12 protein-coding genes are annotated in these 17561 nt (G+C 53.2%); 5 read left to right on the top strand and 7 right to left on the bottom strand.

Features of this window, described 5'->3' with window-relative positions:
* Positions 1–32: 32 nt before the first annotated feature.
* On the bottom strand, positions 33–500 hold the full coding sequence (rpsG, locus tag Q8902_06065; GenBank protein ID MDP4199117.1) for a 30S ribosomal protein S7: 468 nt from the start codon (positions 498–500) through the stop codon (positions 33–35).
* A 143-nt stretch (positions 501–643) separates the two neighbouring features.
* Positions 644–1015, bottom strand: coding sequence for a 30S ribosomal protein S12 (gene rpsL, locus Q8902_06060; GenBank protein MDP4199116.1), 372 nt, complete (start codon positions 1013–1015; stop codon positions 644–646).
* A gap of 385 nt (positions 1016–1400) precedes the next feature.
* On the opposite strand from rpsL, the gene sprA reads away from it, so the two are divergent.
* From sprA to Q8902_06035, 5 genes are all read left to right on the top strand, one after another.
* The gene (gene sprA, locus Q8902_06055; GenBank protein MDP4199115.1) at positions 1401–8816 is read left to right on the top strand and encodes a cell surface protein SprA; all 7416 of its coding nucleotides are present in this window, start codon (positions 1401–1403) and stop codon (positions 8814–8816) included.
* 109 nt (positions 8817–8925) lie between these two features.
* Positions 8926–9597: a hypothetical protein gene (locus Q8902_06050; GenBank protein ID MDP4199114.1), complete on the top strand. Its 672-nt coding sequence runs from the start codon at positions 8926–8928 to the stop codon at positions 9595–9597.
* A 61-nt stretch (positions 9598–9658) separates the two neighbouring features.
* Complete coding sequence (locus Q8902_06045) at positions 9659–10132, top strand: T9SS type A sorting domain-containing protein (GenBank protein ID MDP4199113.1); 474 nt, start codon at positions 9659–9661, stop codon at positions 10130–10132.
* A 322-nt stretch (positions 10133–10454) separates the two neighbouring features.
* Positions 10455–11597, top strand: a complete 1143-nt coding sequence (locus Q8902_06040; GenBank protein MDP4199112.1) for a PLP-dependent aspartate aminotransferase family protein — start codon at positions 10455–10457, stop codon at positions 11595–11597.
* Positions 11587–11904 carry a hypothetical protein gene (locus Q8902_06035; GenBank protein ID MDP4199111.1) on the top strand — a complete coding sequence of 106 codons (318 nt, stop codon included), beginning with the start codon at positions 11587–11589 and terminating at the stop codon, positions 11902–11904. The genes Q8902_06040 and Q8902_06035 overlap by 11 nt, the downstream gene beginning before the upstream one ends.
* On the opposite strand, the gene Q8902_06030 is transcribed toward Q8902_06035, so the two are convergent.
* From Q8902_06030 to Q8902_06010, 5 genes are read right to left on the bottom strand one after another with little or no spacing between them, the layout of a single operon-like run.
* The gene (locus Q8902_06030) at positions 11905–13653 is read right to left on the bottom strand and encodes an ATP-dependent DNA helicase RecQ (protein MDP4199110.1); all 1749 of its coding nucleotides are present in this window, start codon (positions 13651–13653) and stop codon (positions 11905–11907) included.
* A gap of 6 nt (positions 13654–13659) precedes the next feature.
* A complete protein-coding gene (gene purM, locus Q8902_06025) occupies positions 13660–14712 on the bottom strand; it encodes a phosphoribosylformylglycinamidine cyclo-ligase (GenBank protein MDP4199109.1) in 1053 nt (350 codons plus the stop codon).
* Positions 14709–15227 (bottom strand): hypothetical protein, encoded by a 519-nt coding sequence (locus tag Q8902_06020; protein ID MDP4199108.1) that lies wholly within the window; start codon positions 15225–15227, stop codon positions 14709–14711. Before Q8902_06020 ends, purM begins: the two co-directional genes overlap by 4 nt.
* Before the next feature lie 37 nt (positions 15228–15264).
* Positions 15265–16041, bottom strand: coding sequence for an enoyl-CoA hydratase-related protein (locus Q8902_06015; GenBank protein ID MDP4199107.1), 777 nt, complete (start codon positions 16039–16041; stop codon positions 15265–15267).
* A 29-nt stretch (positions 16042–16070) separates the two neighbouring features.
* The gene (locus Q8902_06010) at positions 16071–17558 is read right to left on the bottom strand and encodes a glycosyltransferase family 39 protein (GenBank protein ID MDP4199106.1); all 1488 of its coding nucleotides are present in this window, start codon (positions 17556–17558) and stop codon (positions 16071–16073) included.
* Between the last annotated feature and the right edge of the window lie 3 nt (positions 17559–17561).

Below are 17561 nucleotides of genomic sequence, written 5' to 3'. Positions count from 1 at the left end.
AGGTCCCATTTGCCGACTGAATTCAGGGTATCTTAGAACCGGAAATGCGCGAATGCTTTATTGGCTTCGGCCATACGGTGGGTGTCATCACGCTTCTTGACGGTGGTACCTTCGTTGTTCGAGGCTGCGACCAACTCACCGGCGAGGCGCTGCGCCATGGACTTCTCACCGCGGGCGCGGCTATAGTTGATGAGCCAGCGAATTGCCAGGGCGGTCCGGCGTTCGGTACGGACTTCTGTCGGCACCTGATAGGTTGCGCCACCAACGCGACGCGAGCGGACCTCGATCAGAGGTGCAGCATTCGTCATCGCTTTCTTGAAAATATCGAGTCCCGGCTGGCCGGTGCGTTCCTGGGCGATCTCCATCGCATCATACATGATGCGCTGTGCTGTGGACTTTCTTCCGCCAAGCATCAAGGAGTTGATGAACTGCGAAACCAGTGTGTCGTTATATTTTGGGTCCGCGACACGCGGACGAATCTCAGCTTTATGTTTTCTCATGTCTCGTTATGTGTTTGAGTTGATCGGACGCCGGGGATAACCCCTGCTTGCCTTCAACCACCTCTTCATCGTTGCCGATGAAGATCCAGATAAAACCGTTACCTTGTTTATACTAAGCATCTTAGCGCTTAGTACTTGAACACTTACTTAGGCCTTTTCGCGCCGTATTTCGAGCGTGCCTGCTTGCGATTTTGGACGCCCTGGGTGTCCAGCGTGCCACGAATAATATGGTACCGAACGCCCGGTAAATCCTTGACGCGGCCGCCACGGATCATGACGATTGAATGCTCCTGAAGGTTGTGCCCTTCTCCCGGAATGTAGGCCGAGACTTCCATGCCGTTCGAAAGCTTGACGCGCGCAACCTTGCGCAACGCCGAATTTGGCTTTTTCGGTGTTGTCGTGTAAACTCGGGTGCAGACGCCTCGGCGTTGCGGGCTGTTCTTCAGGGCGGGAGACTTGGACTTGAATGTCAGCTCCTGGCGGCCCAATCGGACTAACTGATTAATTGTCGGCATGTATCGATAGAAGTGGCTTTTACGCTGTGATTGATTATGAACACCGCGACCTGCCCGATTGCGATGCTACCACAACCGTGGTTGTAGCGGCGCACGTAACCCATCGATAGCCGATTGAGTTCAATATCTTGGCAAAAGATGGCCATGAAGGCCCTTTCCCGTACCTGGGTCACACTCAAAATCCCGTAATTTGGAACAACCCGCAAATGCGACCTGTTGAAACAGCATGAATTTCCTCTCGTAGTTCTTTCATGGCTTTTGGTTCACCGCCGGAACTCGCGGCTTTTCGATCATCCGCTTTCCCCGAATCCATACACTAACAGACGACGCTATCGACTCCTTGTAACTGTTTAGATCATTTTGAATTGGCGTCATTGCGACTGCAGTGACGGTTTTTGAATTAGCATCGGGTCGATCGTTTTTGGTACGACACACTTCGCTCGCGCGCTTTTTCGGAAGGGACTTCGCCGCGCCGCATTATGCGGTGGTGCTGGTGCTCGTCTCGATGTTGGGGCTCAGTGCGTGCAAACGGGCCAAGGAAACGCAAAAGGAGAGAGCGACACCCGGAGTTGTCGATACGTCGAATCCGCAGGACACCAGCAAAAGCATCTTCGAGCAGAAGTACGATTCGCTCTCGCACAAGGTCTCGAACCTGTTCAATCAACTTTTTGGCAAGGACACGACCAAGGGCTATCCGGTAACGGCACCTCCTTTGCCCGAGCAGCCTTCCCCAGTCGTCACGGAAGAACCGCTGGTACCACCCGGCTTCCTCAAGCCGGAGGTCACGCGCAAAACGGAATACGATTCCAGCGGCAATGTCACTCAGCGGGATGTATTTTTGGGCAGCGATGTCCGCATTCCATCGAGTTATAGCTTCGAGGATTACCTTCGCAAGTCACAGGAGAATTCCATCACGGCCGGATTCGAGAAGACGCTGCACCATCAACTCGACACAGGTAAATCCGTCGAAGCGTCCACCGGTATCCTCGGTGATTACGGCAATATCTCGATTCCAATCCCGCCTTCGATCGTACCGACCATTTTCGGACGGCCCTCGATCAATCTCAGAGTCAACGGCGATGTCGCCATCCATCTGGCCTATCGCGATCAGCAGACGTACGCGACTACCGGCACGAATTTCTACGGCTCGGAGACCGGACTTGATTTCAAGCAAGAGATTAACGTGTCGACCAACGGTACCATAGGCGATAAGCTCAAGATCGGCGCCGACTGGGGTTCGGACCGGATGTTCCAGTTCGATAATCTGCTCAAGTTCAATTACGTCGGCTATCCAGATGAGATCCTCCAGACCTTCGATGCCGGTAACGTTACCTTCAACACGCCCTCGAAATACATCGGAATCCAAAACGATCTCTTCGGTCTGAAGGCAGTCACACGCTTTGGTCCGGTCTATGTCACGGCGCTTGCCGCGCAAAAGAAAGGCGAGCGACAAAATCGCTCGTTCGGCGGCGGGGCCGGCACGGCTGTGGAACATGTGATCAAGCCATGGGAATACCGCCGCAATCGCTTCTGGCTCGACACGGCATATATCAAGTACTATGAGCCGTATTGTGCTGCCATACCGCGCGATCCTGGCTTTATTACTAAAGGCGGCGGAGAGTATATTCCAGACGGGTTAAGTTCTGGTCGGATCGAAGTTTGGGTGCAGACCAACCAGCAAACAAATGACCATGCGACGACGGCGGTGGCTTGGTACAATCTGCCGCTTGAGGGTAGTGGTTATGCACCTTCGTATCGTAACATGTCCGCGCAAGGCAGCAACGACGTTGTCCAAGCGGGCTATTGGCTCAAAATGGATTCGACCCGTTATACTTACGACCCGTATACCGGTATTCTTATTCTCAATCAGGAGCCTGATGACCAGCAGTTTGCGCTCGCAGTCAGTTTTCCAGTTTACAAGAACAATGCACCGTTTGACCGGTATGGCGAGGCTGCGGTCGGTGGTCAGGGCCCGATCGTTTTAAAACTTCTCAAGCCGAGGGCGACATTTAAGAACCCGACTTTTGCTGCATGGAAGAACGTCGTTAAGAACACCTACTACATGGGTGGTCAGGCATTCACCGATAAAGACTTCTCGCTACGAATCCTGTACCAAAACCCGCGCGGTGGACAGGACGAGTATATTCAGACCGCAGGCAAGCCGCCATTCAAAAAACAAATGAAGGCGATCTCGATCCTTGGACTCGATCGCTATAGCAACAGCTCGGGACAGAGTGATCCAACGCCAGACGGCCTTACCGATTTTGGTCAGCAATTTGTGAAGGATGACTTCATCATTGATCCCAAAAGCGGCACGCTTGTTTTTCCGTATATCGAGCCGTTCGGCGAACACATGAAGAGATTCAATGATGTGCAGAAGACGCTCGACCCTGTGAAGTTCAAGCCCGATTCCAATTTCTATATACCGGAGATTTACAATACCGAGCAGGAAAGACTACGGAATACCGAGACGAAGCAGACTTCAATCAATATTAAGTTTAGTGGCGGTGTATCGTCCACGCTCGTGCTGAATGCATTTAATCTCGTCGAAGGAAGCGTAAAGGTCACGAGCGGCGCCACGCAGCTTACGGAGGGCAAGGACTACCGCGTCGATTATGCCAGTGGCACGGTGACGATCCTGAACCCGGATTACGTGACCGGCGCGAGCGCCTTGAACGTCGAGTATGACGTACATGATATTTTTACGAACGCGACAAAGAACGTACTCGGCTTCCGCGCCGAGGTCCCGCTGATCGATGCCTCGAATGTCATGCGCGGCTCGATCGGGACGACGTTTATGAACTACTCGATGCACTTGCCGACGCTCAAGACGCGGCAAGGCGAGGAACCGCTATCGAACTGGATCTGGGGATTCGATGCCGGGTACAAGTTCGATATGCCGATGATCACGGACGCACTGAATGCACTGCCAATCTTTAATCTCAAGGATAAATCGGAGTTAAGCGTCAAGGCCGATGCGGCGATTTCGCTGCCGAATCCCAACACGGAGAAATCGCCGATGGCGGTCGACAATGGCGCGTCGATCGCGTATCTCGATGATTTCGAAGGCGGTCTCAACGAATTCCCGCTCTATACGAACTATGGCCGCTGGCACCCATCATCGCAACCGGCCGATAGTGCCATGATTGCGAAGTATCCCGGCACGGACACCAACTATTGGTCGAACCCCATCAACCGGATCAAGGGAAAAATGACCTGGTGCTGGCCTGCGCAGTTTCCAGCTATCACCGATATCAAGCCGAATAAGAGCGTTGCGCCGGGTACCACTGCGCAGACGATGAATATTTCCTTCGATCCAACGCGGCCTGGCATTTACAACCCGAATCCCTCCAATGTCCCGAATCCCGACAAATGGGGTGGGATGGTGCAGTATGCACCGGGTCTGAATGTCGCCGCAACCAACACCGATGCCATTCAGGTATGGATCAAGGTCGATAACCTCGATGACATCGACAGGCCGAACGCAAAACTTCGTCTCGACATCGGTCGTGTTTCCGAAGATGTTATTCCCAACGGGCGGCTCGATAACGAAGATATCAACAATAGCGGGCGCTACGATCCCAATGAAGACCTCGGGTTGGACGGCATGGATGATGCCGCAGAACAGGCTAAGTTCCAAAGTCTGAATATCACGCCTTGGAATCCGGCCGATCCGAACAATGATGATTATGGCTCTGATTGTGACCATATCAATGGCCAGGAAGGCAACTCGACGGATGCTCAGGCCGGACTGAAACCCGACAACGAAGATCTCGATGGTAACGGTGCGGTCAATCTTGATAATTCGTACTACGAATATGAGATCCCGCTGGACATGACGCAAAATACGTTTCAGATCGGGAATACCAATAATACATGGTATCAGCTTCGCATCCCGCTGGCGGATTTCAAACGTATCATAGGCACCCAAGATACAACCTTCAGCAATATATCGTATTACCGTTTTTGGATGGATGGAGTCCAGAAGCCGGTCGCGCTGGAATTGTACGAATTGATGCTCGTTGGAAGTCAGTGGACGCGGGGTCCGGTCGGACTCAGCACGTCCAATCCGATTGGAGATACCTCACTTCGGATTTCCTATGTAAGCGTTGAGGATAACCAGGGTCCGCCGACGAATTACACCGGTCCGCCCGATGTCCAGCGCGATATCATTCCGGGTCAGACCACGACGCTGCTTGGCAACGAGCAATCGCTGAACATGATGCTCCGCAAAGTACCGATCGGGACTCGCCGCGAAGCCCAGCGCATTTTCCCATCGCCGAACGATCTCTTCAACTATCGCGCGATGGCGATTTGGGTCCACGGCGACCAAAACCCCGGCACGCAAATTTCCGACCGCCCGCTGAATTCGATCAACGATACGATCAACCGGACGTGGGTCTACTTCCGGTTTGGGACTGACCAATACAACTATTATGAGTACAGGCGTCCGCTCGTTCGGGGCTGGCAAAATATTCACGTGGATTTCAACACGCTGACCGCGCTCAAGGCAAAACGTCAGTCGAAGGATTATATCATATCGGCTCCCGTGAACGATGGTGTATTTGGTTCGCTCTATACAGTAGTTGGAAGTCCGACGCTGACAAACGCGCAATATTTCGTGCTGGGAGCGGACCACGAGGACCACACGATTCCGGTCACAGGGGATTCGCTCTCTACCGATATCTGGTGGGATGAATTGCGCCTGCTGGATGCCAACGACAATGCCGATTACTCGTATACCGGTGCGGCCGAGTTGAAGCTTGCAGAGTTTGGCCGCGTTATGGGCGGCATGACGAACGAGCGGCCCGATTTCCATCGCGTCGACGAGCGGTTCAACTACGGCCGCTCCTTGAACTTAATGTGGAACGTGACAGGCGAGTTTGCCATGCAGAAGGTCCTGCCGAAATGGATGGAAGACCGTGGTTCGAAATTGCCAATCACAATTTCACATGCCGAGTCGGTCGTGCGGCCAAAGTATATCGCGAATACGGACATCAATTTGTCCACGACCGTGGCAGCCCTCCAAGCCGATGCGGCCTCGAATCCGGCGCTCGCCGCATCCGATCTTGCGACGGCGGACTCGCTGCAACTCAACAACGAGACGCTGCAAGTTAAGAACTCCTTCGGTGCCAGCGACATCGCGCTCCGGTTTCCCGGTTCATTCTTTCTTATTCCGGGATTTGTCAACCGTTTGAATTTCGGATTCGGGTACGGCGAATCATTCTTGCGTTCGCCACAATACGAGTATGATCGTACGTGGTCGTGGACCGGTTCGGCGCGGTATAGCTTGCCGCCTCTGCCACAGTGGGGCGTCTCGCCATTCTCTTGGCTCATCGGGGGAAATACGATATTGGTCGGGCCATACTCGCAGTGGAAGATCACGCCATTGCCCACGCAAGTCTCATTCGCCATCAGCGCTACGCGTGGACGGGACCACTCGCTCAACCGGCTCTCGACCCTCAGCTTCCCAAGCGATCTGAGCGATGCGGAGGCAATCCAGGAAATCCTCAATAGCCGCGTGCCTCTTATCAATCGCGTGTTCTATGCCACACGTGGCATGCAGATTAACTGGAAGCCGTTCGAAGGAGGAATGCTCTCGCCAGCGTTCGATTATTCGCTTGATGTTTCAAGTAATCTTGTTCCGCTCGAAACACGAGCGCAGTTAAACGGCGCCGTTCACTACGATGCAAACGGCAATATCATCTCTGCCGATTACGATAGTGTTTATTACTATCAGCGAAGTGTGCAGGACATCATGCGAGACATCTTTTTCAAGGATGGTCAACTCGCGCGGCCCGGAGTCGATTTCAATGCCAGCCAGAAGGTCCACATGGGTACGCAACCGCGATTGCCAGGGCTGTTCGGACTGGAAAAGTTGCTGAAGCCTGTCTTCGATTACCGCGTCGAATATCGCTGGTTGAACACGCAAACGAATTTGCAGAATGCGAAGCAAGGCGCATGGAACAACACGATCACGACCGGCATCGAACTCAATGTGCGCGATCTGGGCATGATGATCTTCGGGAAGCCAATCGGCGAGGAGCAAGGCGGTATTCGCGGTCGCGGACGAGAACGCGGTGAACTTGGCGTCCTGCCAGAGGAATTTCATGGCCGCTCTGGTGAGGAGCGCGAATCGCCAGGAGCCCCACCAAATCAGCAGCCGCGCAATCCTGTCGAGCGAGGAGAACAAATGCGGATTCAATCACCGGGGAATCCGCTCGGTCGCAAGTTGCACATTCTCGACACGATGAAGCACGAGCAGCCGGGAATTAGCATCGATATGGCAGGCAAGATCCATACGCCGGGCATGGGTACAGAAGGAGAGAAGGGTGGTGAGTTCGCCGTCGATACGATCCTGACACCGGAAGCGCCGGTGCTGGAAGTCCCGGAAGTTGCCGAGACACCATCAATCACAGTCAAAGGCCTGCTGCAAGCGCTGGTGCAAAAACCGCTCTTCGATTGGAACGGCACACGCTTTAATTTTACACAGACCAATCTCAGTCTGAATAATGCGCTCGCCGGCGATAACTCTGGTATCACGAATTTCCTCGCGCGAGGAGTATTCTCGCCGGAGGACGATCAAAATGGGCCATCACGTGCATACCAACTTGGTCTGATTACCGATCCCAGCGGGCGGCTGTTGTTCCATTGGCAGAATCACTTCCCGTTCCTCTGGTACTCAGTACGGCCTGGCTTGCGACAAGGCGATCCGTTCGGCGGGTCGGTCGATGTCACCGATGCGTTTACCGAGACGAATAATTTCGAATTGGCGACGAGCCGTCCGCTCTGGAACGGCGCATCGATCAATCTCAATTGGAAGCTCTCATTCGGATATGATGAGCGTGACGCGCTGCACATCAATAATCTCGGGGATCCGAATCTCTTGTATCAGATTAAGTCTGGCGATGTTACTCGCACGTTCTTCTCGATTCCACCTCTGCCGTTCATTGGAGAGAGCGCGCTGCAGAGCGGCATTCTCAATGTGGGCGTGAAATATCGCCAGGCGGTAGAGGCGCTTGGCTGGACGGTCGCGAACGCCCACGATTCCCTGCCACCCGATGTGCACAATCGGATCGAGCGCGATGCCTTTATGCAGGGCTTTGAAACACTGCCATTCTTTAGCAGCGTGCTTCGGGAGTTTTTGCCGCGTGTGAATTACTCGTTTAGTTGGTCGGGTCTCGAGAAATTCCCGCTGTTCTGGTTTGCCGATCACGCCAGTGTCCGCAATGCGTATAACGGCACATACAAACGGAGCTTCCGGCAAGATCCCGGAGATTCGCTCAATCTCACATCGCTCCAAACCGTCGTCTATGGATTCCGGCCGCTCATTGCATTCGATATGTCGTGGGACAAGATTTGGAACGGCCAGCTGACGACCAGCCTCAACTACGACACGCAGACCGAGTGGGCCGCCGACTACGCATCGACGCGTATCACTAAGCGGCTCTCGACAACGTTTGGCATCAACGCGCACTACACACGTGCCGGAGGACTCTCGATTCCATTCCTGAAGCTCAATCTCAAAAACCAATTTGGCGCGCAATTTATGTTCAGCCAAACGATTTCGAGCGATGATTACTATAATTTCTGGACGATCGAATCGAATCCGGCCGGAACGAGCAACGGCGGTATCACCAAGACGACGATCGAGCCGCGCATCAGCTACACTATCTCATCACAAGTCTCGGTCGAAGGCTTCTACCACTATGAGCGCACGACGCCGGCCTCTTCCGGCCTCATCAGTCCTCCCACGCGCCTTATCACGGCTGGCATCGATATGCGGTTGAAGATTATGTAGCGGATCGCGGGTGTAAGGGCAAGCTCCAGCTTGCCCGTCCGCGAGTTGGAGCTCGCGTGTACACGGGGCACCATTCCGGTGAAGCAAACCTTCGAGTGGCAGAATCATCATGCCTCTGAAGCGATACATTGCTCCCTTCTTCTTCATAGCGCTGACGTTAGTATGCGCCGATTCTTTGCGCGCGCAGTGGGCGCAAGTCAGGCCTTCTGATAGCTCTCGGCTTGATGCGATCTTCTCATTCGGTAATCGCTTATTTCTGGGATCAGAAATGGGGACATTCTATTCGGAAGACAGCGGTGACCATTGGGTGAACACGATGATTGGTCCGTCCTCCTCGTTTGCAGTAATCGGAGATCATCTGTTTGCTGCGGGTGCCAGCAGGATATCGATTTCCTTGGATTCAGGCAAGCTTTGGACCCAGGCCGACAATGGCTTATCTGGACGTTACTACTATATTGTCTCTGCGGGTACTGCACTGTTTGCCTCGACCTTTCCCGGTGGCTTGAATCTATCGATGAATTCCGGCTCGACGTGGACCCCGATTCAATGCCCTATCGATCCCTACCCTAATATTAGTGCATTTGGCACTACGGTGTTTGCCGGGTCATTCGGAAGGGTATTTCGCTCAACCGATGGCGGGAGCTCATGGAAAGAGGTCAGCCCACCGTTTGCCATTTATTCGGGCGATGTCATTCCCCCCTACACTTTTCGGATCGACCCAAAGATACTTTTTTACAGGTTTCGTTTCGGACTTGGGCTATCAGCTCTTTCGCACTTCTGATTATGGCGATTCCTGGGAGGAAGTCCTACCCAGATTCCAGGGCGTTTCCACAATCACATCAATGGACAAGAATTTCTTTGTCGGAGGCTCAGGACTATTTGAATCTACCAATGAAGGCGATCGCTGGGTGGAGATCGGTCTGGGTTTGCCATCCAGTGAGATTCTCGCAATCGGAACTGACTATGAGCATGTGTATGTGTCCGTTGGCCGTGGCAGCGTTTGGCGTCGCCAGCTTTCAGACTGGGACAATCTCTATGTAAGTCGAAAGTCAGAGACTGCAAGGTCAATTCACTGCTACCCCAATCCCTTCTCCCAGTCCACCACAATCTCCTTCATGCCGGAGTCGAGCGGCTATGCGGATGTCTCGGTCGTGAATCTGCTGGGTGTGGAGGTCGCGCGGATATTTTTGGGCGAGTTGGGGGCAGGGGAGCATAGCTTCGTGTGGAATCCCGCCGATGTGCCGAATGGGATGTACGAGTGCGTTGTGCGCATGAATGGGCGGATCGAGAAGCGTCCAATCATGTTGATTCGCTGATTGAGATTAGGGCGGCCGCTCTGCAGCGCTATTCAATAAACGTGTGCATGTTTCCCGGCACTTCCGGGCCGGGGCCAGCGCCCACACTGAACCCAGCGCGGCGTCTCCGCCGCGGGCTCCCATTGTTATTTCGAGGAGTGCATCCCACCCCGTGAGGGGTGCACAGGCGACTCCGCCTTGGGTCGTCTCGCATTGACGTCCTATGAGGACGCTTCTCGATAAGCAACGAAGTATTAGAGGGATGAAGGCGAGCGCATTATCGTTTAACATGCGAATTCAACACATCTCATAAATCACGGTTCAGACAAACACGGTCCACAACATGTCAGGATTTAGCACGAAAGCCATCCATGCCGGCCAGGCGCCGGAGCAAGTCACGGGCGCTGTCACGGTGCCGATTTTTCAATCCTCCACCTACGCGCAACACACGCTCGGCGATCACGTGAAATACGATTACGGCCGGACCATTAATCCGACGCGTGAAGCATGGGAGACGAGTATCGCCGCGCTGGAAAATGGCAAGCACGGCTTCGCATTTTCGAGCGGCATGTCGGCCATTGCAGCGGCGACTTCGATGCTGCGGCCCGGCGACCATGTGATTGCTGGTGATGATATGTATGGCGGGACGTACCGGTATTTTTCGAAAGTGCTCGCAGAGTTCGGCGTGGAGTGTTCTTACGTTGATATGCGGCAAGCTGGAAACGTAAGCAGTGCAATCAAGAAGAATACTCGTCTGATCTATTGCGAAACGCCGACCAACCCGATGATGAACTTGGTCGATCTTGCGGCTGTCGCAGAGGTGGCGAAGAAGGCGAAAGTGATGAGTGTGGTCGATAACACATTCATGTCGCCCTACCTGCAAAACCCGCTTGATTTCGGCATCGATATCGTCCTGCATTCAGCAACGAAATATCTTGGCGGTCACTCGGATGTGATCGGTGGAGTAGTGGTGACATCGAAGGATGCGTACGCGGAGAAGATCAAGTTCTACCAAAACGCATATGGCGCAATTGCCTCGCCATTCGATTCATGGCTAATGCTGAGAAGTGTCAAGACACTTGCGCTGCGTATGCGGGCGCATTCGAACAACGCGCAAATCATTGCGGAGCGGCTGCACAGTGACAAGCGAATCGTGAAAGTCCACTATCCGGGACTGCCCACACACCCGCAACACGAGTTGGCACTTCGTCAAATGAAAGATTTTGGCGGGATGATTTCGATCAATACTGGAAGCCTCGCGAAAGCAAAAGTATTTACGAAAGAGCTGCATTACTTTACGCTTGGCGAGAGTCTTGGTGGTGTCGAATCGTTGGTGTGCCATCCCGTCTCGATGACGCATGGCTCGGTGCCGCCGGAGCAACGAAAAAGACTTGGGATCACAGACGGACTGGTGCGGCTATCAGTTGGCGTAGAAGATGTGGAGGACTTATTGGAGGACATCGAGAGGGGATTGAATGCGCTCTAAGTATTTTAGCCGTCTGACGGGTGTGGCTTCAGCCGTTTTGCTGATTATTTTTGGGTGCAAGGGAAAGCCGTCGCTTTCATCCGATGATGCGCGGTATGTTCGGACGACATTGTCGCTGATACGGCTACGAGGCAGTCTTACGCCTACCTCGGACACGATAGAGACAAAACGACGGCTGGACTCGCTGTACAAAGACTTCGGCACATCGAAAGACAAATATCTCGCAGAATCTAAATCGATCGGCGGGGATGCGGCAAGAGCGGGGATGGTCTATACAGCTATCCGAGATTCCCTTGGGGTAAAGTAATTACGACCGGGACCTCGCAATGCAGACATCACACTGCCCACAGGCGGTGCTGGTTCGCTCACCGAAGTAATTCAAGATGGCATTGCGACGGCAAGACCACTCGGTCGCATAGCGGATCATTTGGTCGAGCTTCGCCAGGTTGGCTTCGTAGTGGAGTTGGAGCTCCGCGGCATCGATATCGAGGTGCTGTAACGCCATTCGTGGTTCATTGAAAGAGAGATGGAAGACTGTGGAACCGGTGCGGGGCTTGTTCGGCGCGGAATACTTGGCAATGCCAAGGCCTTCGAGCGTTCGGATTCCGAGTCTAAAAGATTCGGGGTCAAGCGAGAATCGCTCAAAGAGTTGCGAGGGTTCGAAGAAGACTTCGGCTTCGTAGGCCTGTGGTGCCAGTGATCGGATCAGCGCGCCAAGTGTCTCTTTGACGGGAACGCTGGTCGACTTAAATAACACTTCCTCGACGCGCCGCGGCGTCGCCGTAAATTGGATCTTGGCTCGTTCCTCATGGGCCAGCCCACGGTGCTGGCGGATATGGCCGAGACGTTCGAGCACTTCGACACTGCGCTCGACAGGCGAAAATGGTTTTGGAATTCGTTCGAGGATCGCGCGCTCATCGATCGTCAAAATGTTCGATGTATGAGAGCCAATTGCATTGCCAGCAATTTCATGCAGCGCGGTATAGACGGACTTGACTTCGGCTTCGGTTGGCGAGTTGGAGCGAATCAGGAAACGCTGCATCTGGACGTCTTTCTCGCTAAAGAAGAGGACGGCATGGGCAGGCGCACCATCGCGGCCTGCGCGGCCAGATTCTTGATAATAGGCTTCGAGCGATCCAGGCACGTCGTAATGGATGACGGCACGTATATCCGGTTTGTCGATGCCCATTCCGAAGGCACTTGTAGCGACAATCACACGGGCCTTGCCGGATGCATATCGATCCTGAGTTCTGCGACGAAGCGCCGAGGAGATACCGGCATGATAACTTTCGACAGAGACGGCAGAAGAGCGGAGCGTGTCGGAAATCTTCTCGACCGATTTCCGAGTAGAGCCGTAAACGATGGCAGGAGACTCGCCGATAGACAGTATAATATCTTTGAGGCGCGCATCCTTATCGCATTCTTGCATGACGCCATACGCAATGTTGGGCCGTTCGAAGCCGGTTACGATTTCAAACGGATCGCGGAGGGCAAGCAAATGGCAGATATCGGCACGCACCTCCGGCGTCGCGGTAGCAGTGAGAGCAATGACTGGTGGCCGCTTCCGGAACAGCTCGAATAAGAGAGGCAGTCGGCGATAGGACGTTCGAAAATCATGGCCCCACTCGCTGATGCAATGGGCTTCGTCGATTGCGACAAGTGAGATATCTAAAGAATCAAGTGACTCTTTGAATGCGGATGTTTCGAGTCGTTCTGGCGAGGTGAAGATAACCTTAATGCCGCCGGTTGCAGCGCGATGCATGACACTTTCACCCTGCGACCTTGAGAGCGTGCTGTTCAGTGCAATCGCTGAGATACCGAGTTTAGTCAGGCGGTCTGCCTGATCTTTCATCAACGCAATGAGGGGGGAAACGATGAGTGTGACACCCGGCAAAATGCAGGCTGGAAGCTGGTAGCATAGCGATTTCCCACCGCCGGTTGGCATGACAACAGACACGTCGCGGCCAGCTAAGGTTGCTTCGATGGCTTCGCGTTGCATGGGACGAAACGCATCGAGATGGAAGCGTTCTCGAAGGACTTGATCGATGGTTTCCAACGTGATCTACCTTCGAACGACAGAGCCGATTCGAACTGGCGCTTCACCGGATGACCGGAGAGACGATTCAATCGCATCGGCGGTAGTAGGAGGGACAATCAGAATGAGACCGATACCGAGATTAAAGGCGCGACGCATATCATCTTCGGGTACCAGGCCGGCATCCTGTATCAATTGAAAGATTGGAGGGCGCGACCATGCGCTCCAATCGATATCGAGAGTAAGATCCTCATGTAACACACGCGAGGTATTACCAACGATGCCGCCTCCGGTGATGTGACTGAGGGCGTGGATGTCTCGGCCAGGTTCAAAGGTATCGATCAAATCAAGTATCGGTCTTAGATACGAACGGTGGACCTTCAGCAAGGCGTCAGCAAGAGACTCACCACCGAGATGCGCTGGGGTCGCATCAAGAGAATAGCGAGGAAAAAGCGCGCGGCGTGCGAGACTGTATCCATTGGTGTGGAGACCGCTGCTCGGAAGACCGATCAGGATATCACCTTCGGCAACATTCTCGCGCCGAAACATTCGGTCGCGTTCGACAATGCCGACAATCGTGCCGGCGAGATCGTAATCGCTTTCGGCATACATGCCCGGCATCTCAGCCGTTTCTCCGCCGATCAACGCACAACCATTGTTCTGGCAACCACGGACGAAGCCAGAAATTATTGCCTCTCCAACTTCTACCTGAAGCTTGCCACAAGCGAAATAGTCCAGAAAAAACAAAGGGCGGGCACCGCAGACAAGAATATCGTTGACGCAATGGTTAACGAGATCTTCGCCAACCGTATCGTGCCGATTTGCATCGATGGCAATTTTAATCTTCGTGCCGACGCCATCGGTGCTCGAGACGAGAACCGGAGAAGTCATTCCGGGAAAACCGGCATCGAAGAGGCCACCGAATCCGCCGATGTCGGTCAGGACTCGTTGATCGAATGTCTTCCGCACCATTGGCTTAATGCGACGAACCAGCTCCTCACCAGCATCGATGTTGACGCCGGCGCTTTGATAAGTCAGCCCAGCGGCTTGGTGTTCACGGATTTCCTCGGTTTGCATCATTGCGGCAGGGCGGTGTTTACGAAGGTAAGGTAGGTCGTGATGGTGGCCGGGCTCGAAATCGGATTTCGCAGGGAGAAATACAATGTAGCAGAATATGAGGTATCCCGGACATGTTGTGTCACGTCACGACCCGCAGTATTCAGCAGGTATTCTCCTTTGTCATTGACGTACATGGAATCACCGACAGTATCCATTCCGATCACAAGCCTCGCATAGCTGAGGTTTGAAAGACTGAGTGTCGGGTCTGATGGCACGAGTTGAATTCTGGTAATCTTTGCGCTTCGGAGAAGGTAGGCTGCGGTTCCATTCAGTTGGTAATCCTTTGTGGTATCGATCTTGCCAGTAGCTGAAATGCCGGTATCTTTATCTGGCATGATCGAATTCGGAATTGAAAAATCGACAGTACGGACAACATTAAATGTGAAGTATTGATCGACCGTCGGGAGGTCCGAACAACCGCCAACAGCCAGAACGATGATGAAGAGGATACTCCCTTGGAGCGATTTGCGTGTCATGCGAAATGATAAAGCTTCGCTCGAAGAAGTAGGTTCACTATTTTCCCTTCCACTCGGGCTTTCGCTTATCAATGAATGCTTTCATACCCTCGCGCATGTCTTCCGAAGCGAACAACAGATAGAAGTTCTTTCGCTCAAATTCGAGGCCCATTTCGATTGTCGTATCGAACGCTCGGAGGATCGCCTCTTTCGCAAGCCGAACCGCGATCGGAGGCTGGGCAGCAATTTCGCGGGCTATACGCTGGGCTTCTTCCAGGTAGAACTCCACAGGGACAACTTTATTGACAAGACCGGCCTTCAATGCTTCCTCGGCGGTCATTTGCCGACCCGTCAAGACCAGCTCCATAGCTAGTGTCTTGCCGATAGCGCGTGTCAACCGCTGCGTGCCACCGGCTCCAGGTATGACACCGAGCAGGATTTCCGGCTGCCCGAGGCGAGCCGTTTCACTCGCGATGATAATATCAGCGTGGAGCATGAGTTCGCACCCGCCACCGAGCGCGAAGCCAGATACGGCCGCAATAATCGGCTTCTTAATTTTTCGAATCCGATCCCATCGCGCGAATTGATCGCGCATCAACATGTCGACCGCGGTCGCATCGGCCATCTCCTTAATATCGGCGCCAGCCGCGAAGGCTCGTTCGCTACCGGTAAGCACAAACGCACGGATTTCGGTATCCTGATCCAGTGCTTCGAGAAGATCGACCAATTCGGTCATCAATTCGATATTCAGCGCATTCAGCGCCTTCGGACGGTTGAGTTGAATAGTCGCGACGCCACCGTCGCGGAAAAGGAGAAGATTCTTGAAGTCTGGCATCGTACGGGATTAATCGAGATAGTGAGCCCTCAGAACAACGGTTTGAGTTTAAGCGTCACCGTATCATACGTGAAAGCAACACCGGGATGTATCTTTACTGAATCTACATACTCACTGTCTTCCAAGATGCGAAGCGAGACATCCGGCCTTTCCGTGTAGCGCGCGACCCAGCCGTCGGCATTCGTGCAAACGCGAAAACCAGGTTGAGCGAACCCTGAATACGCAAAGCCTCCCTTCATCGGATGAATGAAGTATAGGTAGCTATTCGGCGGCGAGCTTTTGACGATCGGATAGAATTGTGTGAGTAAATGATTACCGCGGTTACCATCGGCGCTCATACATCTTGCTTTATCGAGATCTCCAAAGATGTTTGTGATGAGCGCAAGAATTAGCACGCCGAGTGCGAAAGTTGGAAAGCGCTTATGCTCTTGGGCTCCTGAGAAATATGAATCGGCCGCAATTGCGACCAGAATAGAGATGTATGGTAAGGCGTTGTAAAGATATGCCTCGCTTACATGATTCAGAAAGATTACCGGCACCAGACTAATTCCGGCAAAAAGCATGATGAAGCCGAGGAGTGGTTTCCATTGTGATCGAAGCGAGCCCCAAATTACAATTAGAGCAAAGAGGGCCATGAAAATAGCAGTCGCGGTGAGTGAAAGCCATTCGCGATAGTATACATTTCGAGCCACAGCGAGACTTGACGTTGGAAGCGCGGCCTGCATGATAAAGAGTGCTGCGTTCTTGAAAATATTGATGCCAAATCTGAAGCCATATGTGCCCGACTGAAACGATGGCGCGCTCGCACCAATTGACATGCGCAGTACCATGTATCCGCCGAGTAGTAAGACAAATGGAAGCGTCCGCACTGCTGCACTCTGTAGTTTCGCGTTCCAGGTCTTATCGGCAGCAGTGAAAAGGAGCATGAACGCGACTCCGATGATCAGCCCTGCGCTTGCCTCTTTGGAGAGTAATGCAAGCACATAAGTAACCACTGCGAAATAATATCGACTCGAGCGCCAATTTCCTTTCGCCCGGTAAAGAAGCCATAACGTAGAAAGACAAAAGAGTCCGCTAAGCATTTGGGAGAGGAAATCATTACCGATTACCGGAAATGCGGCAACTTGCGCCACAGCAAAAAAAACCGCTCCAAGCAATGAGGCGGCAGAACTGAGCTTCAGCGTTCGGAGAATATGGAAAATCAGAACCGCGCCAATAGCATGCACGAGTATTTCGGCGATTCGAATTGGAAACGTATCGAATCTCCATAGCGTCTGAATGATCGAGAGAAGCATCGCCTGTACGGGTCGATACCAAGTATTGTCAGCGCCGAGCGTATGGATGAAGCACCCCAAAATGGTCGAGCTCGGATGAGTGGTAACCCACTGAAAATCATCCGCAAAATAAGGAATGTGCCAGGCATCATGATAGATGAACGCAATCATCACGACGAGCGCAATGAAGAGAAGCACTCGCCCGGCAGGACGGTCGAAGAACTCAATGTTGGTTTTGAGCACTCG

The sequence above is a fragment of the Bacteroidota bacterium genome (genome assembly GCA_030706745.1).
Lineage (GTDB): Bacteria > Bacteroidota > Ignavibacteria > Palsa-1295 > Palsa-1295 > PALSA-1295.
Note: the sequence above shows the minus strand (reverse complement) of the source record. Positions and strands in the feature narration are given on the sequence as shown.

Coding starts and splice junctions, on each gene's coding strand:
- Q8902_06020 (MDP4199108.1), bottom strand. CDS start 15,227: ATGACACGCAAATCGCTCCAAGGGAGTATCCTCTTCATCATCGTTCTG.
- Q8902_06045 (MDP4199113.1), top strand. CDS start 9,659: ATGGACAAGAATTTCTTTGTCGGAGGCTCAGGACTATTTGAATCTACC.
- Q8902_06050 (MDP4199114.1), top strand. CDS start 8,926: ATGCCTCTGAAGCGATACATTGCTCCCTTCTTCTTCATAGCGCTGACG.
- Q8902_06015 (MDP4199107.1), bottom strand. CDS start 16,041: ATGCCAGACTTCAAGAATCTTCTCCTTTTCCGCGACGGTGGCGTCGCG.
- rpsG (MDP4199117.1), bottom strand. CDS start 500: ATGAGAAAACATAAAGCTGAGATTCGTCCGCGTGTCGCGGACCCAAAA.
- Q8902_06035 (MDP4199111.1), top strand. CDS start 11,587: ATGCGCTCTAAGTATTTTAGCCGTCTGACGGGTGTGGCTTCAGCCGTT.
- purM (MDP4199109.1), bottom strand. CDS start 14,712: ATGATGCAAACCGAGGAAATCCGTGAACACCAAGCCGCTGGGCTGACT.
- Q8902_06040 (MDP4199112.1), top strand. CDS start 10,455: ATGTCAGGATTTAGCACGAAAGCCATCCATGCCGGCCAGGCGCCGGAG.
- rpsL (MDP4199116.1), bottom strand. CDS start 1,015: ATGCCGACAATTAATCAGTTAGTCCGATTGGGCCGCCAGGAGCTGACA.